Raw genomic sequence first — 26,184 nt, 5'->3', positions numbered from 1 at the left:
GGAATGGGGCAGGGAACGCTCAGGCGAAAAACCCATTCCGCTTTAAAACCTTTTGGAGGTCATTATGAACGTGAAGAGCCTTCTTCTCGGCTCCGCTGCAGCAGTCGCAGCAGCTTCCGGCGCCCAGGCGGCCGACCCGGTTGTGGTCATCGAGCCTGTAGCTGCCAACTATGTAGAAATCTGCGACGCCTTTGGTGCCGGCTACTTCTACATCCCGGGCACCGACACCTGCCTCGATATCGGCGGTTATGTCCGTTTCCAGGTCGACGCTTCGCGTGGCGGCAATGTTGCTGATGCGTGGGACGTATATACCCGCGGTCACATCGACATTTCCTCGAAGACCGAAACCGAGCTCGGCGTTCTGACCGGCTTCATCTCGCTGAACGCCGACTATTATTCCGATAACGCCTCCACCGACGTTTATCTCGACGAGACCTACCTCTCGCTCGGTGGTTTCCAGGCTGGTTACTTCAACAGCTATTGGGATCAGGGTCTGCTCGGCGAAATCGACGATCTGAACGGTCAGACCAAGTTTAACTCGGTCCGTTACGTTTACACCGGTGAAGGCTTCGTGGGCGGCATCTCGCTCGACTTCCTCGAGCCCGACATGATCGGCCTTATGAATTCGGGCAACAATGTTCCGCATCTCGGCGTTTCCGGTCGTATCGGCTTCCAGGCTGGCGGCGTTGGCGCCAAGCTCGATGTCGGTTACGACACCTACAACGAAGAAGCCGCTTTCCGCGCTATGACCTCGCTGGCGCTTGGCCCGGGCGCTCTTGATCTCGGCGCTATCTATGCCACCGGCTGGGGCGCTTATGCCGTCACCTACGGCGGCAATGACTTTCAGGACTTCTCGCTCGCGACTCCGACGGCTGTTCCTGGCGTTTATGCCGAATGGGCTCTGGCTGCCGGTTACAAGCTGAACGTATCCGACAACTTCGCGATCACGCCTGCTGCTCAGTGGACCTCGGCTAACATTCCGGGTGCTGACAATGAGGACTTCTGGTCCGCTGGCGTACTCTTCGACTACACCATTGTCGAAGGCCTGAGCGCAAAGCTGAACGTTCGTTACACCGACCTGCCTGCGCAGTACTATGACGACGATCAGTACTGGGCCGGTTGGTTCCGTCTGCAGCGCGACTTCTAAGAAGACGCTTGAACAGATCAGGAAAGGCCCGGCCGTTTGGTCGGGCTTTTTCGTTTTTTGCAGCGCCATTCAGTTTGCGGTATTTCAGGCAATCAGACGCGTGTGATGAGTGCGAAACACGTGTTGCCGGAGTGGAACGGCGCTGCTGAAGTACGCGAATCTCATCCGGCCATGGCGCGCCGGTTTTTCAGACCGGTCATACGTCTCTCGAATAGGCAACGGAGCGCTTGATTTCGAATACGGTTGGTGCGGACGGCGGGGGTCGAACCCGCATGACCATCCGGTCGAGGGATTTTAAGTCCCTTGCGTCTACCAGTTTCGCCACGCCCGCAGCAGGTTTTCCCGAACAAGGGAATGGCTCGACGACCGCCTGGTCGCGTCGGAAAGGCGGTATCGACCTTTCCGGGAGCGTCTTGGCGAAGTTGAGCCGCAACCTGTGTCCGCTTCCCCAAAATCGGCGAAGCGGTGAGCGATGTGTAGTATGGCAATGAGACTTCCGCAATAGAGCAAGGCGATTGTGCCGATGGTTCCACACGGGTTCGGGTGATGAAAGAGCAACCTCTGTTGAACGCGCGGTCGCGGCGTTTGGTCGAGAGCTCGCGCGGGCGCAGGACGAGACGTTTGAGGCGAAAGCTGAAGCCTGCCTGTATATCAGCATGTTAACGCTTTCCAATGAATCCGGTGACTGTGGCTGTTGTGTCACAGCAATTGTTTCAGTTCTCTCGTACAAACGATCTCGGCGTTAGCGTCTATTTCCCGCCACAAACACGCGGCATGTGAAAGGGGACAGAGCGCGCAGCAGTCCGCTGGACGTGTGATCGCGGTTTTTCCGACAAGATCTTTGCGCCCTCGACAACGTGGTGAAATCGTTTGATGATGAAGGCAATTCTGAGACAGACAGGCGTGTATGTGGTGGCGGCGGGCTTGTTCGTCATGGCCGGCGCGCCGGTATCGGCCTTTGATATCTCCAACGACATACCCAAGGATTCCGGGCGTTTCGATCTGTTCCGCTTTGGCTTCAAGGCCTACAAGAACGGCGACAAGCAAAAGGCGGTCGAAGCCTATCGCTACGCTGCCGAGAAGGGCCATACCGGCTCGCGCTGGGCGCTCGCGAATATGTATGCGTTCGGTGATGGCGTGCCGGAAAACGACTATGAGGCCTTCAAGGCCTATGCCGAGATCGTCAACCACGATGTCGAGCCTGGTTCGCCCGATACCGGATTTTATGTCAACGCGCTTCTCGCGCTCGCTGGCTATTACAAGGCCGGCATTCCGGATACGCCGGTAGAGAAGGACCTCGCACAGGCCCGCCAGCTTTATTTTCAGGCCGCTTCCGTTTTCGGCAATCCCGAGGCGCAGTTCCAACTCGCCCAGATGATCCTGAATGGCGAGGGCGGCGCGAAGAATGTGCGCCTCGCCAAGAAATGGCTGAACCTTGCCAGAAAGAACGGCAATATCAGTGCGATGGCCGTTTTCGGCGACCTGATTTTCAACGAAGGCCAGCCGGTGCTCGGTCTCGCCTATCTCACCATGGCGGCCGATCGTTGCGAGATCGGTGATTGCAGCTGGATTCGTGATCTGCAGGAAAAGTGCTTTTCCGTGGTGGACGAGAATGACCGCCGCGGCGCGATCGCGCTCGCGCATAATATGAGCACCGGTTCTCCCTGACGCGACCAAGTCTGGATGTGTGGCGCACGCCTGCATCCATTGCATTTAAACCTTACGGGCTCTAGGCCCAGTCGAAATCAAGCTGGCAGATCACCGGCACATGGTCGGATGGTTTTTCCCAGCTTCGTACAGACTTGTCTATCGAGGTAGCCACCAGCCTGTCGGCGGCCTCGGCGGAAAGCAGCATATGGTCGATGCGAATGCCATTGTTCTTCTGCCAGGCTCCGGCCTGGTAATCCCAGAAGGTGTACTGACCGCCGGCCTCGTCGGCGCCGGCGACGGCATCGTGGAGCCCCAGTCCAAGCAATTCTGAAAAGGCTTCTCTGGTCTGCGGCAGGAACAGGGCGTCGCCCGCCCACACGGCGGGATCGTGGCAGTCACAGGGGCGCGGAATGACATTGTAATCGCCCGCCAGCACCAGCGGTTCCTCAAGGTCGAGCCGCTTTTTGGCAAGACCCTTCAAACGCTCCATCCACGCAAGCTTGTAGGGGTATTTCGGCGTGTCGACGGGGTTGCCGTTCGGCAGATAAATGGAGGCGACGCGGATCACCCCGCCCTTCACGCTGAAGACCCCCTCGATATAGCGCGACTGATCATCATCATGACCATCCGAAAAGCCGCGCTGGACGTCTTCCGGCGCTTTCCTTGAAAGAAGTGCGACGCCGTTGAAGCCTTTCTGGCCGTGAGTCTCCACGTGATAGCCGAGGTCCTGAAAGGGGGCGGCCGGGAAATTCTCGTCGACGGACTTGATCTCCTGCAGGCAGACAATGTCGGGCGATGCCATTTCCAGCCATCGGAGCAGGTTTTCCTGCCGCGCCTTGATGCCGTTGATGTTCCAAGTGGCTATCTTCATGTCAAAATCCGTATCCGCGACCGCGTTGGGAAAACCGTTTCGCCCGTGCCAGGCGTTTTGGAAAAGCCATTGTTCGCGACGCGTGCGTCGCGGCAGCCGGGTCGCGCGATCATGCCGGATCAAGCACGGGCAAGGAAGCCCCCGACCGGCGATAATCAACATGTCTTTGCCCGGGCGATAACCTGATGGGCCAGCGGCAGGTCGGCAGGTCGGCAGGGGGTTGTCGTCGCCGGCCGCGCCTGCCTTGCGATTTGCCACAGAAATGAGCAGTTCGCGTTCTCGTTGCATGAATTCGCGCCTCATGCCCGGGGCCGCGCGCCGTTCCGCTTCAGCTGTCTCTCGCCGTCGCCGTATGCGAAACGTGTAGTGGGTCGCATTTTCACTTCTTGCGCGCATGAAACATTGTGTGACACATTTGTGGCACGGATGTTGCTTGGGACATTCGTGTAAGTGCGAGCGATAACAAGCGGCAAGGGCCGCGGGGGATGAACTAATGTCCGATCAACATCACATCATATACAAACTCAACGACGTGCCTTCGCCGGGCGCCTCGTTTCTGGCCGCCATACAGCACATTCTGGCCAGCATCATCGGCATCGTCACGCCGACGCTCATCATCGGCGGCGCTCTGGGCCTCGGCGTTCACATGCCGTATCTTCTGGCCATGTCGATGTTCGTTTCGGGCGTCGCGACCTTTATTCAGTGCCGGCGCATAGGGCCGGTCGGTTCCGGCCTTCTCAGCGTTCAGGGCACCAGCTTCGCCTTTCTCGGCGTCATTCTGGCAGCCGGTTTCGCGGTCAAGGGCAGGGGCGGCACGCCGGAGGATATTCTGGCGATGATCTTCGGGCTCTGCCTCGTCGGTTGCGTGGTCGAGATCGTGCTCAGCCAGTTCATCACCCGGATGGGCCGCGTGGTCACGCCGACGGTGACCGGCATCGTCATTACCGTGATCGGCCTCAGCCTGGTGAAATCGGGCTTCACGGATTTTGCCGGCGGCGCCGGCGCCGGTGAGGCGCTTGGCGCCCCGGTCAATATCTTCCTCGGCCTGCTCGTGGTTGCGGTCATCATCTTCTTCTCGTTTTCGAAGCGGCCCATGGTCAGGATCGCCGCGATCATGCTCGGCCTGCTGGTCGGCTTCATCGTCTCGATCTTCTTCGGCATGGTGAATTTTTCGCAGCTCGGCACACAGCCCGTCTTTGCCGTTCCCGTGCCGCTGAAGTTTGGCCTGGATTTCGACCTCGGCCTGTTCATCCCGATCGCTTTCGTCTACCTGATCACCGCGATCGAGACGACCGGGGACCTGACGGCCAATTCGGTCATATCCGGCGAGCCGGTTCAGGGCGATGTCTATCTGAACCGCATCAAGGGCGGCGTGTTGGCAGACGGTATCAATTCGGGGATTGCGGCCTTGTTCTGCACCTTCCCGAACACGACCTTCAGCCAGAACAACGGCGTTATCCAGATGACCGGCGTGGCCAGCCGCCATGTCGGTTTCTATATTGCGGGCATCCTCGTGGTGCTCGGCTTCTTCCCGATCATCGGCGGGGCGTTCCTGCTGGTGCCGAAGCCCGTTCTTGGCGGGGCCACCGTCGTGCTGTTCGGATCGATCGCGGTCGCCGGAATCCGGATCCTGGCCTCCGAGCCGATCGACCATCGCAAGGTCTATATCATGGCGGTCTCGTTCGGCCTCGGGCTTGGCGTTACGCTGGTGCCCCAGTCGATGCAGCAGATGCCGGATATCATCCAGAAGGTGTTTGCGACGCCGATCACCCTGTCGGGCATTTCGGCCATCCTGCTCTCGCTCGTCATTCCGGAGCGGGCGGGCAAGACGATCGATGCCTGAAGCTGAGCGGGGGGCTGCCTTGGAGTCCCTGGCTTTTGCAGCGTCCCGGACACCGCGTCCGGGGCGTTTTGTTTTGCTGGTGTGTCGGATATCGGCACGGTTGTAAGCGCTGGCTGTCCGGGCATTGCTCGCGCATGGCGCGATCACGGGATCGGCCTGAACAAAAAAGAACACCCCGGCGCAGGGATATGCCGGGGTGTTCCTGGAGGTCATCGCGAACGCGGCTGCCTGAAAGGCCAAAGTCGGTAGACGGCCGACCTAACCAACCCACGATGAATTTGGTCATAACGCCAAGCGCTATAAAATTAACGTAATCACTTGTTGTTCTTTAGTCAATCAGATGATTAAAAAATAACTTGCCGTGCGGCGAAAGGGGCTATGAAGCCACAAAGCCTCAAAACAAGGATTGCTGCAGACGCCCCTTGGCCCGGCCTTCGAACGTCGTTCGGAGAAAGTGCCGAACGCTCCCGAGCGGCAGTCAGCACCGCCCGTTTGCAACATTGTTCAGATCGAGAAACTGGTGCCGCAGCCGCAGCTTGCGACCGCGTTCGGGTTCTGGATCTGGAAAGACTGGCCGAGCAGGTTGTCGACGAAGTCGATTTCGGAGCCGGCCATGTAGACCAGCGAAATCTCGTCGATCAGCACCTTTGCATCGCCGCGGGTAATCACCACGTCATCGGCTTCCGCGTCTTCGGCGAGATCGAACTTGTAGGAGAAACCGGAGCAACCGCCGCCTTCCACGGCAACGCGCAGGGCCTTCTTGCCGTCCTCGGCTGCGATGATTGCGGCGATCCTCTTGGCCGCCGCCTCTGAAAGCGTGACAGTCTTGGTGTCCATTGTCAGTCTCCTGAGCCCGGCAGACGGGCTGAAATCGGTGTTTTGGCGCACGGAATGATCCACGCCTTCCAATGGCCTTTGATCTTAGTTAAGAACGGCGGTGACAGCCGTCAACGGTCTATCTGCAACCGGGGGGCCGGCAGGACGCAAGCAGGAACACTTCCCGCGACAGGAATAAGCATGACAATCGACAAATCGGCATTGGGTTTCGGCGATGTGGCGCTCGCGCCCTATGCCTGCAATCCGTGGGAAAGCCGCGGCCGGCTCTACCCCGAGCCCGACAGCCTGACGCGCTCGCCGTTTCAGCGCGACCGCGACCGCATCATCCACACCACCGCCTTTCGCCGTCTGAAGCACAAGACCCAGGTGTTCATCGCCAATGACGGCGATCATTATCGCACACGCCTGACCCATACGATCGAGGTGGCGCAGGTTGCCCGCTCGCTCGCCCGCGCGTTGCGGCTTGACGAGGATCTCGCCGAGGGTGTGGCGCTGGTGCATGATTTCGGCCATACGCCGTTCGGCCATACCGGCGAGGATGCGCTGCACGAGAAGATGGCCGCCTATGGTGGCTTCGACCATAATGCGCAATCGCTCAGGATCGTGACCAAGCTGGAGCGCCGCTATGCCGAATTCGACGGGATCAACCTGACCTGGGAGGCTTTGGAGGGGCTCGTCAAGCATAACGGTCCCTTGCAGGATGAAGAGAGGAAGGGCATTGGCGGGACGGTTCCGCAGCCGATCCTCGATTATTGCGCCCGTCATGATCTCTGGCTTTCGACCCATGCCAGCATGGAGGCGCAGGTGGCCGCGATCGCCGACGATATCGCTTACAACACGCACGATATTGATGACGGGCTGCGCTCCGGCTATCTGAGCTACGACATGCTGGAGGAGGTGCCGTTTTTGGCCGGCCTGATGTATGAGGTGCGCGATCGCTATCCCGGGCTGGAATCGAGCCGGTTCACCAACGAGATCATGCGCCGCCAGATCACCGCCATGGTCGAGGACGTGATCGGCGTTGCCCAGGAGAACCTGCGCACGGTCGCGCCGCAATCGGCCGATGAGGTTCGCCGCGCCGGCATGACGCTGGCCACCTTCTCGCCGGCGATGGCGGAGATCGATCGCCAGATCAAGAAGCTGCTGTTCCACCACATCTACCGCAATCCGGATATCATGGTGATCCGCAAGGGCGCGGCCCAGATCGTGACTGACCTCTTCGACGCCTATATCGCCGACCCGAAGCTGATGGGCGCGCATTCGTGGAGCGAGGGCATCGAGCGGCTGGAGCCGGCGCAGCTTGCCAGGCATGTGGCCGACTATCTCGCCGGCATGACCGATACCTATGCCTACAACACGCACCGCCAGTTGTTTGACCATACCCCCGATTTACGGTAGGAGCCCGGCAAACTGCGCCCTTTTGCGCCGGCCGCGCGGCGGCGGATGGAAATTGACATGAACCTTTTTACCGATTTCGAACACAGACTGAACGAACAACTGCTGACGATTGCCGAAATCGCGGAAAAGCGCGACACGCTGGATTTCACCCGCATCGTGGTGGAGCCGCCGCGCGACCCGAGCCATGGCGATATTGCCGTCAACGCCGCGCTGGTGCTGTCCAAACCGCTTGAGACCAAGCCGCGCGACCTTGCCGAAAAGATCGTCGCCGCGCTTGAGGCCGATGAGGATATCGCCGAGCTTTCGATCGCCGGTCCGGGCTTCATCAATATCCGGTTTTCGCCGCGCTACTGGCAGCGCGTGCTGCTCGCGCTGGTCCGCGAAGGCGAGGATTTTGGCCGCAGCGAAATCGGCAAGGGCCGCAAGATCAACGTCGAATATGTCTCCGCCAACCCGACGGGGCCGATGCATGTCGGCCATTGCCGCGGCGCGGTGGTGGGCGATACGCTCGCCAATATCCTGGATTACGCCGGCTTTGCGGTGACCAAGGAATATTACATCAACGATGCCGGCGCGCAGGTCGACGTGCTCGCCCGCTCCGCATTCCTGCGCTATCGCGAGGCGCTCGGCGAGACGGTCGGCGACATCCCCGAGGGCCTTTATCCGGGCGACTATCTCGTGCCGGTCGGCGAGGCGCTGAAGGCGGAATTCGGTCCGTCGCTGCACAATCTGCCGGAAGACCAGTGGATGCCGATCGTCAAGGACCGGGCGATTGATGCCATGATGGAGATGATCCGCGCCGATCTCGCCGCCCTCAACGTTACCCATGAGGTGTTCTTCTCCGAGCGTCAGCTTCATGCCGACGATGCCGCTGCGATCCGGTCCGCGATCAACGATCTCACCTTCAAGGGCCATGTCTACAAGGGCACGCTGCCGCCGCCGAAGGGGCAGACGCCGGAAGACTGGGAGGACCGCGAGCAGACGCTGTTCCGCTCCACCGAGGTGGGCGACGATATCGACAGGCCGCTGATCAAGTCGGATGGCAGCTACACCTATTTCGCCGCCGACGTCGCCTATTTCCGCGACAAGTACGAGCGCGGCTTCGACGAGATGGTCTATATTCTCGGCGCCGACCATGGCGGCTACGTGAAACGGCTGGAGGCGGTTGCCAAGGCGGTTTCCGGCGGCGAGACCAAGCTGACGGTGCTGTTGTGCCAGATGGTCAAGCTGATGCGCGGCGGGCAGGAGCTCAAGATGTCCAAGCGGTCGGGCAATTTCGTGACGCTGCGCGAGGTCGTCGACGAGGTCGGCCGCGATTCCGTGCGTTTCATGATGCTTTACCGCAAGAGCAGCGAGCCGCTCGATTTCGACTTCGCCAAGGTTACCGAGCAATCGAAAGACAATCCGGTATTCTATGTCCAGTATGCGCATGCGCGCTGCATGTCTGTCCTGCGGCAGGCCCAGGAGAACTTCCCGGGACTGGAAATTTCACAAAAAACACTGGAAGATGCGGTAAAGCAGGCGACTTATGAACCGGAAGAACTTAGAGTTGTGGCCAAGCTTGCGGAATATCCGCGGGTAGTCGAATCGGCGGCGACAATGCGAGAGCCGCATCGGCTGGCGTTTTATCTCTATGATCTGGCGTCGCAATTCCATTCCCACTGGAATAAAGGGAAGGAAAAGCAGGAGTTACGCTTTATTAATGAGAGTGACAGACAATCAACGATTGCGAAGCTCGGACTCGTATCTTCTGTCGCTGCCGTATTGCGTTCCGGACTGGCTCTCACGGGAACCGACGCGCCGCAGGAAATGCGTTAGGTCCACCTGCACTCTCCCGTCGGCCTTGTGGCCGATGGCAGCCTCGGTGGTTTGAAAATGGCAGACAAGAACAAGCCGGGTAACGGCAATAATGGCGGCTTTGACGGGGACGATCCCTTTGCCGAACTGGCGAGGTTGATCGGCACGTCTGACAATGAGCCGCCGCGCCGACAGGAAGGTCCGTACCCGCCGGAAACGGCGGATGACCTGACGGACGAGCTGTTGCGCGAGTTCGACAGCTTTTCTGCTCCTTCCGAACGGTCCGAGCCGCCGTCGCGCCACGCGGCCGAGCCGTCCTTCGCGCCGGAAGAGGAGAGGCCTTACGACGAGCCTCAGCCCTTCGAGCCCGATGAGAGGCCGGCTTCCATCTGGGACAGCATGCCGGCCGACCCCGCGCCCGAGAACGAGCAGCCGGATGATTTCGGCCGCTTCGAATTGCGCGGTTCGCTTGGCGGATACGAGCCGGAAGACCCCCGCCAGACCGATGTGACGCCGCCCGCAGAGGAACCTGTCGCGCCCCCGCCGCCATATCAGCCGGAACCGACCTACGCGCCGAAGGCGGAATACGAGCCGGAGCCGCCGCAGCAGCGGGAACCGGAATACCAGACGGAACCCGCATACGCGCCCGAGCCGCGGCAGCCGGCGGCGCATGAGGATCAGGAGCTCGATCTCGACCTCGATGAAATCGCGCTTGAGCTTTCGGAGCTCGAACTGGCCGATGACGGCCCGGGACCGCTGGACGAGGTGGCGGCTGGCGACGACGATCGCGACGGCGATTTCGATCCGGCCGCGCTGATTTCGACTGAGGAGCCGCCCGCGCCGGTCGATGAGCTCGACCTGCCGCCGATGGGCGATGACGAAGTCGTGCCGGCCCGCGCCTCCGCCGAGCCCTACGAATTCGACCTCGATGAAGAGCTTGCCGATGTGCTGGCAAGCCAGCCGGCTCTGGTCGATCCACTGCAGGAGACGCCCGCCCAGCCGGACCTGCCGGAGGAGGTCGACTATTACGCCGCCGCTCACAGCGAAGCGTATGACGAACCCCTCAGGCAGGCCGTTCCGCCGCAGGCCGGCTACAACGATGCTGCCGAGGGCTTTGAAGCTGCGGTCGATGACGACTATTACGACTTTGACGATCGCGAGCGTCGTCCGGGCCTGCTGCCCGCGACCTTCCTCGGAGCAGGGCGCGTCGCCCTGATCGGCATTGCCGCGGTTGCGCTGGCCGTGCTGTTCGTGTTCGCGGGCATGCGCTATTTCGCCGGCGATGGCGGCGGCGAGCCGGTGGTCATCACGGCCGACAATTCAAGCGTCAAGGAAGCGCCGGAGGATCCGGGCGGCGAGGTCGTTCCCAATCAGGATAATGCCGTCTTCAACGATGTCTCCGGGACGCTGGCCGAAGCGCCGCGCCAGGGCAGCCTGATCGCCTCCGACCAGGAGCCGACCGATGTTGAAAGCGTCGCGCCCAATCCGCTGGCCGGCAGCGCTGCGAGCGGCACAGCCGATACCGGCGGTCTTGAGCCCCGCAAGGTCAGGACCATGATCGTCAGGCCCGACGGCACGCTGGTCGAACGCGATGTGGCTGAGGCCAGTTCTTCGCCCTCGACCGGGGTCAGAAGGATTGAGACCCAATCCGCGCTTCCCGATGAAAACGGCCAGCTTGTCACATCCGTGTCTCAGGACAGCACGAATGCCGGCGCCGGCGATGAGCCTGCCGCGCCCTCGCTGGCACCCCCATCATCGCAAGCGACGACCGCCTCGCAGACGGCTGGAGTAACGGACGAAACGGGCGCGGAAACGCCGGCCGCCACCGAGCCGGCCACCGTGGCAGAAGCAGCCGCCGAAGGTGCAGTCGAAGCGACCGAAGAGCCGGCCGCCACGGAAGAGCCCGTACAGGATTTCGGCATCGCCAATGTGCCGCTGCCGACGCCGCGGCCTCCGGGCGGTGCGCCCGCGCGCGTTGCCGCCGCCACCCCGGCTCCTGCCTCCAGCCCGGCGCCCGCCGCTTCGACGACCACCACAGCGCCTGCCGCGACGGCGCCGCAGCCAAGCGCGCAATCCGGTTCGGCCTATGCCATGCAGATCGCGTCGCTGCCTTCTCAGCAGGAAGCGGAGCAGGCTTACCGACGGCTCAGCGCACAGCATCCGGCGGTGCTCGGACGGCGACCGGCGGAGATCGTTCCCGCGACGATTGCCGGCAAGGGCACTTATTATCGCGTGCGTATCGGGGCCTCCAGCCTTTCGGAAGCGCTGTCGCTGTGCGAGCAGTACAAGGCGGAAGGCGGAAGCTGCTTCGTTCCGCGCTGATTTCGGCGGCGCGGGCGCCGAATTGGTGTTTTTGCCGTGCAGGACCACACAAAATTGTGCATGAATGTCGGGGCTTATTCTTGCTTTGGTCCCGATCCCATATGATTCGCCCATGACAGACGCTGCGAAAGCCATGATTCTCGGTTGCGCCGGCGCCCGCCTCAGCGCCGAGGAGAAAGCATTCTTCCGCGCGGAGCAGCCGTGGGGCTTCATCCTGTTCGGCCGCAATCTCGAAACCAGGGAACAGGTGAGGGCGCTGACGGCGGAACTGCGCGCAGCTGTCGGCCACAATGCCCCGGTGCTGATCGATCAGGAAGGCGGAACCGTGCGTCGTCTGCGCCCGCCGCTGGTGCGCGATTATCCCGCCGCCTCGGTGATCGGGAAGCGCTATGCTGCCGCTCCCGATGAAGCGAAGGAGGCGGCCTATGCCTGCGGGCGGCTGATCGCGGCGGATCTTTTGTCCGTCGGCGTCGATGTCGACTGCGCCCCGGTGCTCGACATGCCGCCGGAACCCGATACCGGGTTCATCGCCAACCGCGCTTTCGGTTCGGACCCCGACCAGGTGCGGGTTCTGGCGCAGGCCATGGCCGACGGGCTGAAAGCCGGCGGCGTGCTGCCGGTGATCAAGCACATGCCGGGCCACGGGCGCGGCCTTGCCGATTCCCATATCGGCCTTCCGGTGGTCAAAGAGCCGCTGGCGCTGCTCGCCGAGCGCGATTTCCGGCCGTTTCGCGAAATCACCGGCATTCTGATGGCGATGACCTGCCATGTGCTGTTCGAGGCGGTTGACGCCGAGAACCCGGCCTCCACCTCGGCGAAGGTGGTCGAGCAGGTGATGCGCGGCTCGATCGGTTTCGACGGGCTGATCATCTCCGACGATATCTCGATGAACGCGCTGGCCGGCGATATCGGCGCGCGCGCCCGCGCTGTCGCGGCCGCCGGCATCGACATCATTCTTCACTGCAACGGCAAGATGGACGAGATGCGCGCCGTTGCCGATGCCGCTCCAATGCTTTCCGGCGCCGCCCTGATCCGCAGCGAACGGGTGATGGCGGGCCGGCCAACGGCCGATGACGCCGATCTCGCCGCGCTGTCGCGCCATCTCGATGCCCTTCTTCAGGCTGGGAGCTGACCATGCAGGACAGTTTCTTCCCCGAAAGCGAGAATGCCACTGTCGAGGTGCGCGCGGCCGGCGAGGCGGTGTTGGTGATCGATGTCGGCGGTTTTGAAGGGCCGCTCGATCTGTTGCTGCATCTGGCGCGCACACAGAAGGTGGATCTGGCCCGGATTTCGGTTCTGGCGCTCGCCGAGCAGTATCTCGCCTTTATCGAAAGCGCGCGGCGCATCCGCATCGAGCTGGCCGCCGATTATCTGGTCATGGCCGCCTGGCTTGCCTATCTGAAATCGCGGCTGCTGATCCCCAAAAGGCCGAGCGACGAGGAGCCTTCGGGCGAGGATATGGCGGCAACGCTCGCCTACCGCCTCAAGCGGCTGGAGGCGATGCGCGATGCCGCAAGCCAGCTCATCAACCGCAACCGGCTCGACCGCGATGTCTTCCGCCGGGGCGCGCCGGAACATATCCCCGATGAAACCGGCTCCCGCTACATGGCGTCGCTTTACGAACTGCTGGACGCCTATGCCAATATGCGTCAGCGCGAGGCGGTCAGCGAGGTGACGATCGCCCTGCGTCACGTGTGGTCGCTCACCGATGCGCGCGAACTGCTGCAGGGGCTGATCGGCGAGATCGGTGAATGGACTGCGCTCGACCGTTATCTGTTGCGTTATCTTGCCCGGCCGGAGGACCTGCGCACCGCGATCGCCAGCACCTTCGCCGCCTCGCTGGAACTGGCGCGCGAGGGCAGGCTTGACCTGAGACAGGACGAGGCCTTCGCGCCGCTGATGATGCGTCGCGGCAGAAGCAGGAGCGAGCCCTTCACCGGCGAGGCCGCCGAATGAGCGAGCCCGAGGACAACGAAGAATCGTTGAGCCCGGAACGGATGCTGGAGGCCGAGCGGATCGCCGAGGCGCTGGTTTTCGCCTCGGCCGAACCGGTGAGCGAGGCCTATATTGCCGAGCGCATTCCCGAGGGCGTCGAAGTGGCCGAGCTGATGGCGGGCCTTGCCGAACAATACCGCAATCGCGGCGTCAATCTGGTGCGCGTCGAGGACCACTGGGCGTTCCGCACCGCCGCCGATCTCTCCTTCGTCATCCACCGCGGCGAGCGCGAGGCGCGCAAGCTTACCCGCGCAGCACTCGAAGTGCTGTCGATCATCGCCTACCACCAGCCGGTGACCCGCGCCGAGATCGAGGAAATCCGGGGCGTTCAGACCTCCAAGGGCACGCTCGACGTGTTGATGGAGGCGGGCTGGGTCCGCTTTCGCGGCCGCCGGCGCACGCCCGGCCGGCCGGTGACCATGGGCACCACCCGCAGCTTTCTCGACCATTTCGGCCTTGAGGAGATCCGCGACCTGCCGGGCCTTGAGGAGTTGCGCGGGGCGGGGCTCTTGTCTGGCCGGATACCGCCCGGCTTCCAGATACCGCTGCCGCTCAACGATGATGAAGACCTTGCCGATGACGAAGAGCCGCTGGACGCCGCGGACCTCGAGGATCTGGGGCTTTTGACACCGGGCGGTAAACATGATGAATAAGCTCTAGAAAAAGCCGTCGCGCCGATGTATGGCGAGGCAAAAACGTTCTGGAGCGGCGATGAATTTTGCCCGGCGCCCTGTAGCCGAGAGCGGTCTGACCGCGCGGCTCGGTTTTGAAGATATCCGCCACGGCTATGGCCAGGGCGACGTCGTCAAGGGCGTGTCGCTGTCGGCCGCGCCCGGCGAGGTCCTGTGCCTGCTGGGGCCGTCCGGTTCGGGAAAAAGCACGCTTCTGCGCATCGCCGCCGGCCTCGAACGGCCGCATCACGGTCGGCTGCTGATCGATGGCGTCGAGGTGACCGGCCCTTCGACCTTCCTGCCGCCGGAGCGGCGCGGCATCGGGTTGATGTTTCAGGATTTTGCCCTGTTTCCGCATATGACGGTCGCCGACAATGTCGCCTTCGGGCTGCAACGCCTGCCAAGAGCGTCACGGCAGGCCGCCGTCGGCGAGGCGCTGGCGCGGGTCGGCCTTTCCGGCTATCGCGACAAATACCCGCATATGCTGTCGGGCGGCGAGCAGCAGCGGGTGGCGCTGGCGCGCGCCGTCGCCCCGCGCCCTTCCGTGCTGTTGATGGACGAGCCGTTTTCCGGCCTCGATTCGCGGCTGAAGGATCAGGTGCGGGCCGAAACGCTGGCCGTTTTGCGCGAGACCGGCGCGACCGTCATGATCGTTACCCACGACCCCGGCGAGGCGATGGGGGTGGCCGACAGGATCGCCTTGCTGAAGGACGGACATCTGGTGCAGACGGGCACGCCGCGCGCGCTGTTCTCCCGCCCGGAGAGCCTGTTCGCCGCCTCTTTTTTCTCTGAAATCAATCGTTTCGAGGGGAAAGTTGAAACAGGACGGGTTGAAACTCCCTTTGGCAACCGTCCGTTGGCCGTCCCCATGCCAGACGGTCCTGTCACGTTCGCGATCCGTCCCGGCGATATCCGGCTGAACCAGGAGGCGACGCTTTCCGGCCAGCCGGCGGAGGTGCTCGAACGCCGCTTTCTCGGCACCCAGGAACTGTTCCGGCTGAGGATCGAGGGTACGTCGCATGTTGTCGACGCCAGCGTTTCCGCCGGCGCGATCGGCGAGGGGGCGGCGCGGGTTTTTGTCGAAGTCGACGATCAGACTATTTTGGTATTTGAAAATCGCGAGCAAACGCCTTACACCAGAGACACCTAAGTAACAGGAGATTTGGTTATGGGTAATCTCGGTATCTGGCAGCTGCTCATCATTCTGGCGATTGTCGTGCTGCTTTTCGGCCGCGGCAAGATTCCCGAACTCATGGGCGATGTCGCCAAGGGCATCAAGAGCTTCAAGAAGGGCATTTCGGACGACGAAGAAAAGCCGGCGGACAAGGACAAGACCGTCGAGCACACTGTTGACCACAGGGCAGACGAGACCAAGCAGGGCTGATGCCGGGCAGCCGGCAACGGCTGGCCGCAGGAGAATGTGAATGCTTGACATTGGCTGGACCGAGCTTTTGGTCGTGGCGATCGTGCTGGTCGTTGTCGTCGGGCCCCGCGAACTTCCGCATGTGCTGAGGACCTTCGGCAAGACCATGACGAAGTTCCGGCGCATGGCGTCCGATTTCCGCTCCCAGATGGACGATGCGCTGAAAGAGGCGGATATGGAAGACGTCTCGACGGCGATCCGGGACGTCAGAAAAATCAATCCCGCCAATCAGTTGCGCGACGCAATCAATCCCCTGCGGCAGACCGCGCGGGATATCGACAACGATCTCAAAAAATCGACCGCGCTCGATAACAAGCCGAAACCCAAAGCCGATGGGCCGGAACTGAAGAAGACGTCCTATCCCACGCCCGGCACAAACCCCGATGTCTCGTCCGTCAACGCGTTCGACAAGGCGGCGGCGAAGAAGGATGAGGCTGCACCGGCGCTGGTCTCGAAGCCTCGGGACGAAAAGCTTGTCAGCCACAGGCCCGGCTTCAAGGCCGCGCCCAGGCCGGTCAAATCGAAATCGTCCGGTGGACGCAGGAGCGGGCGATGAGCGCAGAAAACGATATCAACGACAAGCCGCAACCGCTTGTCGAGCATCTGATCGAGCTCAGAAAGCGCCTTGTCTGGTCGCTGGTGGCTTTCTTCCTCGGCTTCCTGCTCTGTTTCGCCTTCGCCAAGGATCTCTTCAACATTCTGGTCCTGCCCTATAAATGGGCGGTGATGTGGTCCGGACATGATCCGGAGAAGATGCAGCTCATTTACACCGCGCCGCAGGAATTCTTCTTCACCCAGATCAAGATCTCGCTGTTCGGCGGCCTGCTTCTGGCCTTTCCGGTGATCGCCTTTCAGGTCTACAGCTTCGTTGCCCCCGGTCTTTACCGCAACGAGCGGTCGGCCTTTCTGCCGTTCCTGGTGGCCTCGCCGGTGCTGTTCATCATCGGCGGCGCCATCGTCTATTTCTTCCTGATCCCGGTGGTCATGCTGTTCTTCCTCGGCATGCAGCAAACCGCTGGAGAGGGCGAGGTGGCGATTTCGCTGCTGCCGAAAGTGTCGGAATATCTGAGCCTGATCATGTCGCTGGTGCTGGCCTTCGGCCTGGTATTCCAGTTGCCGGTGGTCACCACGCTGATGGCGCGCGTCGGGCTGGTGTCTTCCGAGTGGCTCGGCAAGCAGCGCAAATTCGCGATCGTGATCGCCTTCATCATCGCCGCCATCCTGACCCCGCCCGATCCGCTCTCGCAGCTCGGTCTGGCGCTTCCGACCGTGCTTCTCTACGAGGTCGCGATCTACGCGGCGCGGATTGTGGAGCGCAAGCGCGTCGAAGCCACAGAGGAAGAGAGCGCCTCGGAAGAAGACGAGGCTTAGTCCTTCCACTTGCGCTTTTGATATGAGTTGGGCACAAGAGGGCCGCCGGGAAATTGACCGGCGACCCTTTTACTTTTCTGGAAGCTTCATCATGCTCGATATCAAATGGATTCGCGAAAACCCGGAGGCGCTCGACAAGGCGCTGGCCGCGCGCGGCGCCAGGCCGCTTGCCGCAGAAATCGTCGATCTGGATGAGAAGCGCCGCTCCGTCGTGCAGCGCCTCCAGGAAATGCAGTCCCGCCGCAACGCCGCCTCCAAGGAGATCGGCATCGCGATGGGCCGCAAGGATGCAGAACTGGCTGAAAAGCTGAAGGCCGAGGTTTCGGAAATCAAGACCGCGATGCCGACGCTGGAAACGGAGGAGCGCGAGGCGACGACAGCGCTGGACGATCTTCTCGCCGGCATCCCCAACGTGCCGCTCGACGATGTGCCGGTCGGCGAGGACGAGGAGGCCAATGTCGAAATCCGCCGCTGGGGCGAAAAGCCCGGCTGGAATCACGCCGCGAAAGAGCATTTCGAGATCGGCGAGGCGCTGGGCGGCATGGATTTCGAACGGGCGGCAAAGCTGTCGGGCTCGCGCTTCACGGTACTGACCGGCGCATTCGCCCGGCTGGAGCGGGCGCTTGGCCAGTTCATGATCGACATGCACACCACGGAGCATGGCTATCAGGAAGTCAGCCCGCCGCTTCTGGTGCGCGATGAGGCGCTGTTCGGGACAGGGCAGCTGCCGAAATTTTCCGAGGACCTGTTCAAGGCCTCGGAGGATCGCTGGATGATCCCGACGGCGGAAGTGCCGCTTACAAATCTGGTGTCAGGTGAAATCCTGCCGGCGGAGGAACTGCCGCTGCGCTATTCTGCGCTGACCTATTGCTTCCGTTCGGAGGCAGGCTCGGCCGGGCGCGATACCCGCGGCATGCTGCGCCAGCATCAGTTCCTGAAATGCGAGATGGTCTCGATCACCGATGCCGAAAGCTCACTCGATGAACTCGAGCGGATGACGGCAGCGGCCGAGGACGTGCTGAAGAAGCTCGGCCTGCATTACCGCGTCATGGCGCTTTCGACCGGCGATATGGGCTTTTCGGCGCGCAAGACCTATGACATCGAGGTCTGGCTGCCGGGGCAGGATACCTATCGCGAGATCTCGTCCTGCTCGGTCTGCGGCGATTTCCAGGCCCGGCGCATGAATGCGCGCTATCGCGGCAAGGAGGAGAAGCAGACCCGCTTCGTGCATACGCTGAACGGGTCCGGCGTGGCTGTCGGCCGCGCGCTGATCGCCGTCGTCGAGAATTACCTCAATGAAGATGGTTCCGTCACGGTGCCGGATGTGCTGGTGCCCTATATGGGCGGCATGACCCGCATCGAGAAGGCGAAGTGAGATCGATATGCGCATTCTGCTGACCAATGACGATGGCATTCACGGCCCCGGCCTTGTCGTGCTGCAATCCCTTGCCGCCCAGCTTTCCGACGACGTCTGGACGGTGGCGCCGGAGACCGACCAGAGCGGCCTTGCCCATTCGCTGACGCTCTCGGAGCCGCTCAGGCTCCGTCAGATGGGCGAGAAGGAATATGCGCTGCGCGGCACGCCGACGGACTGCGTGATCATGGCCGTGCGCGAAGTGCTGCCCGAGCCGCCGGACCTCATCCTCTCCGGGATCAATTCCGGCGCCAACATGGCCGACGACGTCACCTATTCCGGCACGATCGCCGCGGCGATCGAGGGCACGATGCAGGGCGTACGCTCGATCGCGCTCAGCCAGACCGGCAATTACGATGATGGACGGCGCTATTTTCCCTGGGAGGTGGCCGAGCGCCATGCCCCGGCGCTGATCGACAAGCTGCTGTCGCTCGAGCTTCCCGAGGGCACCTTCTTGAACGTCAATTTCCCGTGCTGCACGCCGGACGAGGTCAAGGGCGTGCGGGTCACCGCGCAGGGCAAGCTCGAATCGGGCCTTTCGGTCGACAAGCGGTCCGATGGTCGCGGGCTTCCCTATTACTGGCTGACCTTCCGCGAGCGTCTCAGCGCGTTCGCCGACGACAGCGACCTGCAGGCGATCGGCGAGAATTATCTGTCGGTCACGCCGCTGAAGCTCGACTTGACCGACCATGTGGTTCGCGACAGGATCAAGGCGGCGCTCGGCTGATTTGAAAGGGATGGCGGTGGCGACGAAGCTTCAGGAACGGGAAGGGTTCGCGGCGCTTGTGATGCGCCTTCGCGCAGGTGGCGTCACCAATCTGGACCTGTTGTCGGCGGTCGAGGCAACGCCGCGCTCGTTGTTCACGCCGTCTCATCTTTCGCCCTATGCCTATAGCGGACGATCGGTGCCGATCGAATGCGGCGCGTTCATGGAAAGCGCCGATCTCGCCATCCGCCTGATCGATATCCTCAAGGTGAAGCCCGGCCAGCGCGTGCTCGAGGTCGGCACGGGCTCGGGCTATACCGCGGCCATCATGGGGCGCGTTGCCGAGCGGGTGCTGACGGTGGAGCGCTACCGCACGCTCGCCGATCTCGCGCGTCGGCGTCTTGCCGAACTTTCGCTGCAAAGGGTTGTCGTGCGCCAGGCCGATGGCCGCGAGGGCATGAGCGGCGAGGGCACTTTCGACCGTATCCTCTATACCGTGGCGGTGCCGGAAATTCCGCGCGCCCGCGTCGAGCAGCTTGTCTCCAACGGCGTCATCATGGCCCCGCTGATCCGTGAGGGCGCGCCGCCGCTGATGGTGCGCATGACGCGGATCGGAAGCCGGTTCGAACGTCAGGACCTGTTCGAGGTTCCCTATATCGCCGCCGAACGCGGACTTTCAAAGGCCCTGTAACGCTTCATTTTCCGGCTGACCGGACTTCTCGTCCCTGAATTTCGCGCTTCGCTGCCGGCTTTAACCGTGCGGTAACTCTGATGTGGTTAAAACCGGTGCAGTAAAGAGTTCAAGCGTACAGGGTCGGTTCATGCGTATTTCTGGGCTGCCGGAAGTCGGCAAAGCAACACAAGGCGTACTGCTCGTTTCGTCGCTGGCCATATTGGCCGCCGGGTGCAGTTCTGAAACCTCGCGCCTCAGCAATGGGCCGGACACGATGACCACCGGCTCGGTCGTTCCCCAATATCAGCAGCTCGTGCCGCCCGCCAATGTCGGCGGCGGCGGATATCAGGGCCTGCCATCGGCTTCCTCCGGCCAGGCCGTTTACAGCAACCAGCCAATCAATACCGCAACCACAGCCGGTTCGGGCGCCCGCATGGCGACCACGCCGGTGACGGTGCAGAGCAACACGCTGCCGCCGCCGGCAGCGCCAACACAGACAGCGGCGCTCGCCCAGCCGGCCAATCCCGCGCCGCAGCCGGCCGCCGTCGGTCAGCCGAGCACGCTGCCCTCCAGCACGCAGGATGTGGCGACGCGGCGCGTGATGATGCGTTCGGACGAATCGCTTTCAGCCTTTGCCAGCCGTAATGGCGTCAGCGAGCAGGACCTTCTGCGCCTCAACGGGCTCACCAGCGCCTCTCAGGTGCGCCCGGGCCAGGTTCTGGTCGTTCCGGTCGTCTCCAGCCAGCCCTCGGTTGCCAAGTCCGCGAGCCAGACCCAGGGTCTGCCGCCGGCCGCGCCGACGCAACTTCCCTCCGATACGCCCGATCAGCGCGTCGCCGTTCTGCCGGGAACGGCGGGCGTTCGCGAACGTCAGAGCGTGGAGGCGACCAGCACGGCTTCCGCCGCCCGCAACGGCGAGAGCGGCGATGGCAACACCTATTCCGTCAAGAGCGGCGACAGCCTCTACACCATCGCGAAATCCTATGGCGTCACGGTTGATGCGCTGAAGGCGGCCAACGGCCTGACGTCGGCCAATATCCGCATCGGCCAGAAGCTCGTCATTCCGAGCAAGGGCGCACCGGCCCCGGTGCAGACCGCCGCCGCGGCGCCGACGACCCCGGTCAACAAGACCGCGGAGACCGCAGACAGTCCCAAGCCCTACCAGCCGCCGGCCGCCGAAACGACGGCCGTCGTGGAAGAGGTTGCGGTGAGAACCGACGCGGGCGAGGAGGTGCCGGAAGGCACCGGCATCGCCACCTATCGCTGGCCCGTCAAGGGCGCGGTGGTTGTCGGCTTCGGCCAGCCCTATGGCGACGATATATCCGAGGGCATCGATATTTCGGTTCCTCAGGGCACGCCGATCAAGGCCGCTGAAAACGGCGTCGTGGTCTATGCCGATGACGGGCTCTCCGATTACGGCAACGCGATCCTGATCCGCCATGACGATGGCCGGGTCACGGTCTATGGCTATGCCGAGGAGCTGAAGGTCAAGCGCGGCGACAGCGTCCAGCGCGGCCAGACCATCGCTACATCCGGCATGAGCGGCAAGGCGCAGCGCCCCATGGTCCATTTCGAGGTCCGCGACAACACCACCGCCGTCGACCCGATGCCGTTCCTCAACGGCTGAGAGACCGACATTGAATTGCGAGATGGCTGCACGTCACTGAACGACGCCGTCAGACTGTAGACAAAGCTGCGGCTTGGGCCATCGTATGTTGTCGGCCCCTCGTCGTGGGTTATGCTCGGACTTGATCCGAGCATCCAGGCGGATTAAGTCGCTGAATTTGCGAAAGACTTATGGCAAGCCCTGCCGGGCGGCCTGGATCCTCGGGTCAAGCCCGAGGATGACCCGGAATGTGGGGCAGTGTTTGTCAGAAAACTGGCGGCGCCGAGGGGCGCTGTTTTGCTTGTCCGAGCAATTTGCCGGCTGATCAGGTTCGCTGTTTCGCTTACGCCGCCTTGCGATGGTGGGCAGCACAGCTCTGCTATTGTACCATGTTTCATCAGCGGGCTTGCGTAAGCCTCGCAACCTATATAAAGATATCTTTATATCTTGATGAAAGTCGGTAGATGGCGAAATTCGATCTGGAAACCATGGTGGAGGTGCTGAAGGCGGTGGGCGAGCCCACGCGGCTCAGGCTGATCGCGCTGCTTTCGGCAGGCGACCTCACGGTCTCCGATCTTACCGACATTCTCGGCCAGTCGCAGCCGCGCATTTCGCGCCACCTGAAACTGCTTTCCGAAGCCGGCCTGATCGATCGCTATCAGGAGGGGGCGTGGGCCTATTTCCGGCTTCGCGACGAAGGCCCGCCCGCGCGCCTCGTGCGCCAGATTCTCGCCCATGCATCGCTGGAGGATTCGGCGCTGGAGCGCGACGTCGCCCGCCTTGCGGCGGTCAAGCAGGCGCGAGCGGAAAAGGCGGAGGCCTATTTCGCCCAGCATGCCGGCGAGTGGGACCAGATGCGCCGCCTCCACATTTCCGAGGCCGAGGTGGAAGAATGCCTCGTCAGCCTGATCGGCAACAAGCCGGTGCAGAACATGCTCGATCTCGGCACGGGCACCGGGCGCATGCTGCTGTTGCTGAAGGATGTCTATCGTCGCGCCGTCGGCATTGATGCCAGCCGCGACATGCTGGCCGTCGCCCGCGCCAATCTCGATGCCGAGGGACTGACCCGCGCGGTCGTCCGGCTTGGCGACATTCTGAACCTGCCGCTTGAAAGCGAGGATTTCGATCTGGTGATCGTCCATCAGGTGCTGCATTTCCTCGAAAACCCGGACGAAGCGATCGCGGAGGCCGCGCGCGTGATGCGGCCCGGCGGGCGGCTGGCGGTCATCGATTTCGCGCCGCATGACCTGGAATATCTGCGCGCCGACCATGCGCATCTGCGTCTCGGCTTTTCCCACCAGGCGATGGAAGACTGGATGCAGGAAGCCGGGCTTGACGTGGAAAAGGTGATCGATCTTCCGTTCGCGGCTGCAAGCGAACCGTCGCTGACGGTGACGGTCTGGCTTGCGCGCGATCCCCGCCGGCTGGTGGCCGGCGGCAATGAAAAGACTTTTGCGAGGAGTGTCTGAGGCAATGACCGATGGAACCGGCGCGCTGACGCGGCCGATCGTGTATTCGTTCGAATTTTTTCCGCCCAAGAGCGAGGACGCCGCCGCCGGCTGGTGGCGGGCGGTGGAGGCGCTGTCGGCCTATGATCCGGCCTTCGTCTCCGTCACCTATGGCGCAGGCGCCTCCAGCCAGGCCCCGACCTTCGATGCCGTCAAGCGGCTGATCGATGAGACAGATCTCGTCACCGCCTCGCACCTGACGGTGGTGAAAGCCACCAGCGGCGAGGTCGATAACGTGATCCGCCGGTTCCGCGATGCCGGCGTGAAGCGCTTCGTCGCCCTGCGCGGCGACGCGCCGGATGGCGTCGGCGCTGCCTATCGCCCGCATCCCGGCGGCTACGCCAATGCCGCGGCATTGGTGGCCGGGCTGAAGGCGATCGACGATTTCGATATCTCGGTTTCCGCCTATCCCGAAAAACACCCCGAAAGCGCCGATCGCGCCGCCGATATCGCGATGTTGAAGGCGAAGGCCGATAACGGCGCCGACCGCGCCCTGACCCAGTTTTTCTTCGACAATGACGTGTTCGAGGACTACCTGAACGATGTCCGCAGGGCCGGAATCACCCTACCGGTGCTGCCCGGCATCATGCCGGTTCAGAACCTCAATCAGCTCAAGCGTTTTGCGGCGATGTGCGGGGCGAGCATCCCGGATTTCCTCGAAAAGCGGCTCGGCGGTCTCGTTGATGACCCCGCGGCGCATTTCGAAGTGGCGGCCGATATCGCCGCCGAGCAGGTGCTCGATCTGCAGAAGCGCGGCATCTCCGAGTTCCACTTCTACACGATGAACCGCTCCAAGCTCCTGATCGCGGTGTTCGACCGCCTCGGCATCACGCCGGCCGAAAGGGAATCGGATGAAAAGATGCTGGGGCGCACGGGATAGCAGCCGGGTGACACGTCCTCGGACAGATGCCGGTGACCCTGACCATTTCGCAGTCAGGTGGGAACACCTGACGTTCGCGAAAATGCGTGAAACCAAAGAGATCGAGCAGTTTCGCGTTTCCGTGAAACTGCTCTAGTCTTCACCGGCAATGCTTCCGCGGCCGACGATCAGTCCGCCATGCCGGCTTCGTATTTCGCCGAAAGCGCCAGCCATTCTTCCTCGACTTTGGAAAGCTCCGCCGCCGCGTTCGCGCGCGCCTGGATCATTACCTTCGCCTTTTCGGGCGACTGGGTGTAGAGCTTGGGATTGGCGAGATCGGCGTCGAGCCTGGCGATGATTGCCTCGATCTTCGCGGTCTTTTTCTCGGCCATGTCGATCTGCTTCTTCAGCGGCGCCATTGAGGCGCGCCGGTCGGCGGCGCTTCGGCGCTGTTCGGCCTTCGAGCGGGCATCCTCGACCGGGATCTTCGTTGCCTTCGGCTTGCCGCCGGAGATAATCAGCTCGCGGTAGTCCTCAAGGTCGCCGTCATAATTCTTCACCGTTCCCTCGTGGACCAGCCACAGCCGGTCGACGGTGGCCTCGATCAGGTGACGGTCATGCGAGATCAGGATGACGGCGCCGGGATAATCGTTCAGCGCCTGGATCAGCGCGTTGCGGCTGTCGATATCAAGATGGTTGGTCGGCTCGTCGAGGATCAGCAGATTGGGCGCGTGGAAGGCGGCAAGGCCCATCAGGAGCCGCGCCTTTTCGCCGCCGGAAAGATCGCGCGCGGGCGTATCCATCTTTTCCGTCGCAAGGCCCATCTGGGCCACGCGGGCGCGCACCTTGGGCTCCGCTGCCGCCGGCATCAGCTTGCGCACATGGGCGATCGCACTTTCGTCAGGCACGAGATCATCGATCTGGTGCTGGGCGAAGAAGCCTGTCAGAAGGCCAGGGGCGAGCTTCAGAGTTCCGCTTTCCGGCTTCAGCCGGCCGGAGATGAACTTCGCGAAGGTGGATTTGCCGTTGCCGTTTGCGCCAAGCAGCGCGATCCGGTCGTCATTGTCGAGGCGCAGGTTGAGCCCGGTCAGGATCGGTTTGCCTGGCGCATAGCCGACCGCGCCGTCCTCGATCGCGACGATCGGGGAGGCGGGGATCTTTTCCGGGGCCGGGAAGGAGAACCCCTGCACGTGATCCTCGATCACCGCAGACACCGTGCCCATCCGCTCCAGCGCCTTGACCCGGCTTTGCGCCTGGCGGGCCTTGGAAGCCTTGGCCTTGAACCGGTCGATGAAACTTTGCAGGTGCTTGCGCTGGGCCTCGTTCTTGGCATGCGCCTTCATCTGCAGCTCGTCCTGGGCGGCCTTCTGGCGGGCGAACTGGTCGTAGGAGCCGCGATAGAAGGTCAGCTTCTTCTGGTCGAGATGGACGATGGCATTGGCCGCGGTGTTCAGGAGATCGCGGTCATGTGAGATGATGATCACGCTGTAGGGATAGCGGCGGATGTAATCCTCCAGCCAGAGCGTGCCCTCGAGATCGAGATAGTTGGTCGGCTCGTCGAGCAGCAGCAGGTCGGGCTCGGAAAACAGCACCGCCGCCAGCGCCACGCGCATGCGCCAGCCGCCGGAAAAAGACGAGGCGGGGCGCTTCTGGGCGGCTTCGTCGAAACCGAGGCCGGAGAGAATGCTGGCGGCGCGCGCTTCTGCCGAATGGGCGTCGATATCGGCAAGCCTTGTGTGGATTTCGGCGATCCGGTCGGGATCGGCGGCCGTCTCGGCCTCGGCGAGCAGGGCGGCGCGTTCCTTGTCGGCGGCCAGCACGATATCGATCAGCGGATCTTCCGTGCCGGGCGCCTCCTGCGCCACCTGGCCGATGCGCGCGCGTTTGGGCAGCGACACCGTGCCGGTTTCTGGCGCAAGCGCGCCGGTCAGCACGCGAAACAGCGTCGACTTGCCGGCGCCATTGCGCCCCACTAGCCCGGCCTTCATCCCATCGGGGATGGAAACGGAGGCGTTTTCAATGAGCAGGCGTCCGGCGACGCGGACGGTAAGGTCGGATATCGAGATCATGCCAGCGGTTTTGTCTGAAACCGC

22 protein-coding genes and 1 tRNA gene are annotated in these 26,184 nt (G+C 62.6%); 19 read left to right on the top strand and 4 right to left on the bottom strand.

Annotated features, from left to right (window positions below):
- Positions 1-64: 64 nt before the first annotated feature.
- On the top strand, positions 65-1,147 hold the full coding sequence (locus K7H91_RS00865; RefSeq protein ID WP_230718290.1) for a porin: 1,083 nt from the start codon (positions 65-67) through the stop codon (positions 1,145-1,147).
- 244 nt (positions 1,148-1,391) lie between these two features.
- On the opposite strand, the gene K7H91_RS00860 is transcribed toward K7H91_RS00865, so the two are convergent.
- Positions 1,392-1,478: transfer RNA gene (locus K7H91_RS00860), tRNA-Leu, on the bottom strand.
- A gap of 602 nt (positions 1,479-2,080) precedes the next feature.
- On the opposite strand from K7H91_RS00860, the gene K7H91_RS00855 reads away from it, so the two are divergent.
- A complete protein-coding gene (locus K7H91_RS00855) occupies positions 2,081-2,815 on the top strand; it encodes a tetratricopeptide repeat protein (RefSeq protein ID WP_230718451.1) in 735 nt (244 codons plus the stop codon).
- Between the two features lie 61 nt (positions 2,816-2,876).
- On the opposite strand, the gene xth is transcribed toward K7H91_RS00855, so the two are convergent.
- Complete coding sequence (gene xth, locus K7H91_RS00850; protein WP_230718288.1) at positions 2,877-3,668, bottom strand: exodeoxyribonuclease III; 792 nt, start codon at positions 3,666-3,668, stop codon at positions 2,877-2,879.
- Between the two features lie 493 nt (positions 3,669-4,161).
- Here xth and K7H91_RS00845 point away from each other — a divergent pair, with 493 nt between their 5' ends.
- Entirely contained in the window at positions 4,162-5,511 is a 1,350-nt protein-coding gene (locus K7H91_RS00845) for a uracil-xanthine permease family protein (RefSeq protein ID WP_230718286.1), read from the top strand.
- A 504-nt stretch (positions 5,512-6,015) separates the two neighbouring features.
- Here the strand turns inward: K7H91_RS00845 and erpA are convergent.
- Entirely contained in the window at positions 6,016-6,348 is a 333-nt protein-coding gene (gene erpA, locus K7H91_RS00840; protein ID WP_230718284.1) for an iron-sulfur cluster insertion protein ErpA, read from the bottom strand.
- A gap of 180 nt (positions 6,349-6,528) precedes the next feature.
- Here erpA and K7H91_RS00835 point away from each other — a divergent pair, with 180 nt between their 5' ends.
- The 16 genes from K7H91_RS00835 to metF all read left to right on the top strand — a co-directional run bounded on the left by K7H91_RS00835 (position 6,529) and on the right by metF (position 24,112).
- Positions 6,529-7,746, top strand: a complete 1,218-nt coding sequence (locus tag K7H91_RS00835; protein WP_230718282.1) for a deoxyguanosinetriphosphate triphosphohydrolase — start codon at positions 6,529-6,531, stop codon at positions 7,744-7,746.
- A gap of 57 nt (positions 7,747-7,803) precedes the next feature.
- Positions 7,804-9,564: an arginine--tRNA ligase gene (gene argS, locus K7H91_RS00830; protein ID WP_230718280.1), complete on the top strand. Its 1,761-nt coding sequence runs from the start codon at positions 7,804-7,806 to the stop codon at positions 9,562-9,564.
- A gap of 57 nt (positions 9,565-9,621) precedes the next feature.
- Positions 9,622-11,865: an SPOR domain-containing protein gene (locus K7H91_RS00825; RefSeq protein ID WP_230718279.1), complete on the top strand. Its 2,244-nt coding sequence runs from the start codon at positions 9,622-9,624 to the stop codon at positions 11,863-11,865.
- Between the two features lie 112 nt (positions 11,866-11,977).
- Positions 11,978-12,997 carry a beta-N-acetylhexosaminidase gene (gene nagZ / locus K7H91_RS00820; protein WP_230718277.1) on the top strand — a complete coding sequence of 340 codons (1,020 nt, stop codon included), beginning with the start codon at positions 11,978-11,980 and terminating at the stop codon, positions 12,995-12,997.
- 2 nt (positions 12,998-12,999) lie between these two features.
- Positions 13,000-13,821 carry a segregation and condensation protein A gene (locus K7H91_RS00815; RefSeq protein WP_230718275.1) on the top strand — a complete coding sequence of 274 codons (822 nt, stop codon included), beginning with the start codon at positions 13,000-13,002 and terminating at the stop codon, positions 13,819-13,821.
- Positions 13,818-14,513 carry an SMC-Scp complex subunit ScpB gene (gene scpB, locus K7H91_RS00810; RefSeq protein WP_230718273.1) on the top strand — a complete coding sequence of 232 codons (696 nt, stop codon included), beginning with the start codon at positions 13,818-13,820 and terminating at the stop codon, positions 14,511-14,513. The genes K7H91_RS00815 and scpB overlap by 4 nt, the downstream gene beginning before the upstream one ends.
- Positions 14,514-14,541: 28 nt before the next feature.
- The gene (locus tag K7H91_RS00805; protein WP_419197422.1) at positions 14,542-15,681 is read left to right on the top strand and encodes an ABC transporter ATP-binding protein; all 1,140 of its coding nucleotides are present in this window, start codon (positions 14,542-14,544) and stop codon (positions 15,679-15,681) included.
- Between the two features lie 18 nt (positions 15,682-15,699).
- Positions 15,700-15,915 carry a twin-arginine translocase TatA/TatE family subunit gene (locus K7H91_RS00800; RefSeq protein WP_230718269.1) on the top strand — a complete coding sequence of 72 codons (216 nt, stop codon included), beginning with the start codon at positions 15,700-15,702 and terminating at the stop codon, positions 15,913-15,915.
- 40 nt (positions 15,916-15,955) lie between these two features.
- On the top strand, positions 15,956-16,510 hold the full coding sequence (tatB, locus tag K7H91_RS25660; RefSeq protein ID WP_330165981.1) for a Sec-independent protein translocase protein TatB: 555 nt from the start codon (positions 15,956-15,958) through the stop codon (positions 16,508-16,510).
- Positions 16,507-17,325: a twin-arginine translocase subunit TatC gene (tatC, locus tag K7H91_RS00790; protein WP_230718267.1), complete on the top strand. Its 819-nt coding sequence runs from the start codon at positions 16,507-16,509 to the stop codon at positions 17,323-17,325. The genes tatB and tatC overlap by 4 nt, the downstream gene beginning before the upstream one ends.
- Before the next feature lie 91 nt (positions 17,326-17,416).
- Positions 17,417-18,700: a serine--tRNA ligase gene (serS, locus tag K7H91_RS00785; RefSeq protein WP_230718265.1), complete on the top strand. Its 1,284-nt coding sequence runs from the start codon at positions 17,417-17,419 to the stop codon at positions 18,698-18,700.
- A gap of 7 nt (positions 18,701-18,707) precedes the next feature.
- Complete coding sequence (gene surE, locus K7H91_RS00780) at positions 18,708-19,466, top strand: 5'/3'-nucleotidase SurE (protein ID WP_230718263.1); 759 nt, start codon at positions 18,708-18,710, stop codon at positions 19,464-19,466.
- Positions 19,467-19,482: 16 nt separating this feature from the next.
- Positions 19,483-20,136, top strand: coding sequence for a protein-L-isoaspartate(D-aspartate) O-methyltransferase (locus tag K7H91_RS00775; protein ID WP_230718261.1), 654 nt, complete (start codon positions 19,483-19,485; stop codon positions 20,134-20,136).
- A 130-nt stretch (positions 20,137-20,266) separates the two neighbouring features.
- Entirely contained in the window at positions 20,267-21,745 is a 1,479-nt protein-coding gene (locus K7H91_RS00770; RefSeq protein ID WP_230718259.1) for a LysM peptidoglycan-binding domain-containing protein, read from the top strand.
- 443 nt (positions 21,746-22,188) lie between these two features.
- Positions 22,189-23,193, top strand: coding sequence for an ArsR/SmtB family transcription factor (locus K7H91_RS00765; protein ID WP_230718257.1), 1,005 nt, complete (start codon positions 22,189-22,191; stop codon positions 23,191-23,193).
- Between the two features lie 4 nt (positions 23,194-23,197).
- Positions 23,198-24,112 carry a methylenetetrahydrofolate reductase [NAD(P)H] gene (gene metF, locus K7H91_RS00760; protein WP_230718256.1) on the top strand — a complete coding sequence of 305 codons (915 nt, stop codon included), beginning with the start codon at positions 23,198-23,200 and terminating at the stop codon, positions 24,110-24,112.
- A gap of 167 nt (positions 24,113-24,279) precedes the next feature.
- On the opposite strand, the gene K7H91_RS00755 is transcribed toward metF, so the two are convergent.
- Positions 24,280-26,160, bottom strand: a complete 1,881-nt coding sequence (locus K7H91_RS00755) for an ABC-F family ATP-binding cassette domain-containing protein (RefSeq protein ID WP_230718254.1) — start codon at positions 26,158-26,160, stop codon at positions 24,280-24,282.
- Between the last annotated feature and the right edge of the window lie 24 nt (positions 26,161-26,184).

Origin of the sequence: Martelella mediterranea (genome assembly GCF_021021415.1) — a bacterium.
In the GTDB taxonomy this organism is placed as follows: domain Bacteria; phylum Pseudomonadota; class Alphaproteobacteria; order Rhizobiales; family Rhizobiaceae; genus Martelella; species Martelella mediterranea_C.
The sequence above is the reverse complement of the archived record's forward strand: the minus strand, read 5'-3'. Positions and strand labels throughout refer to the sequence as shown.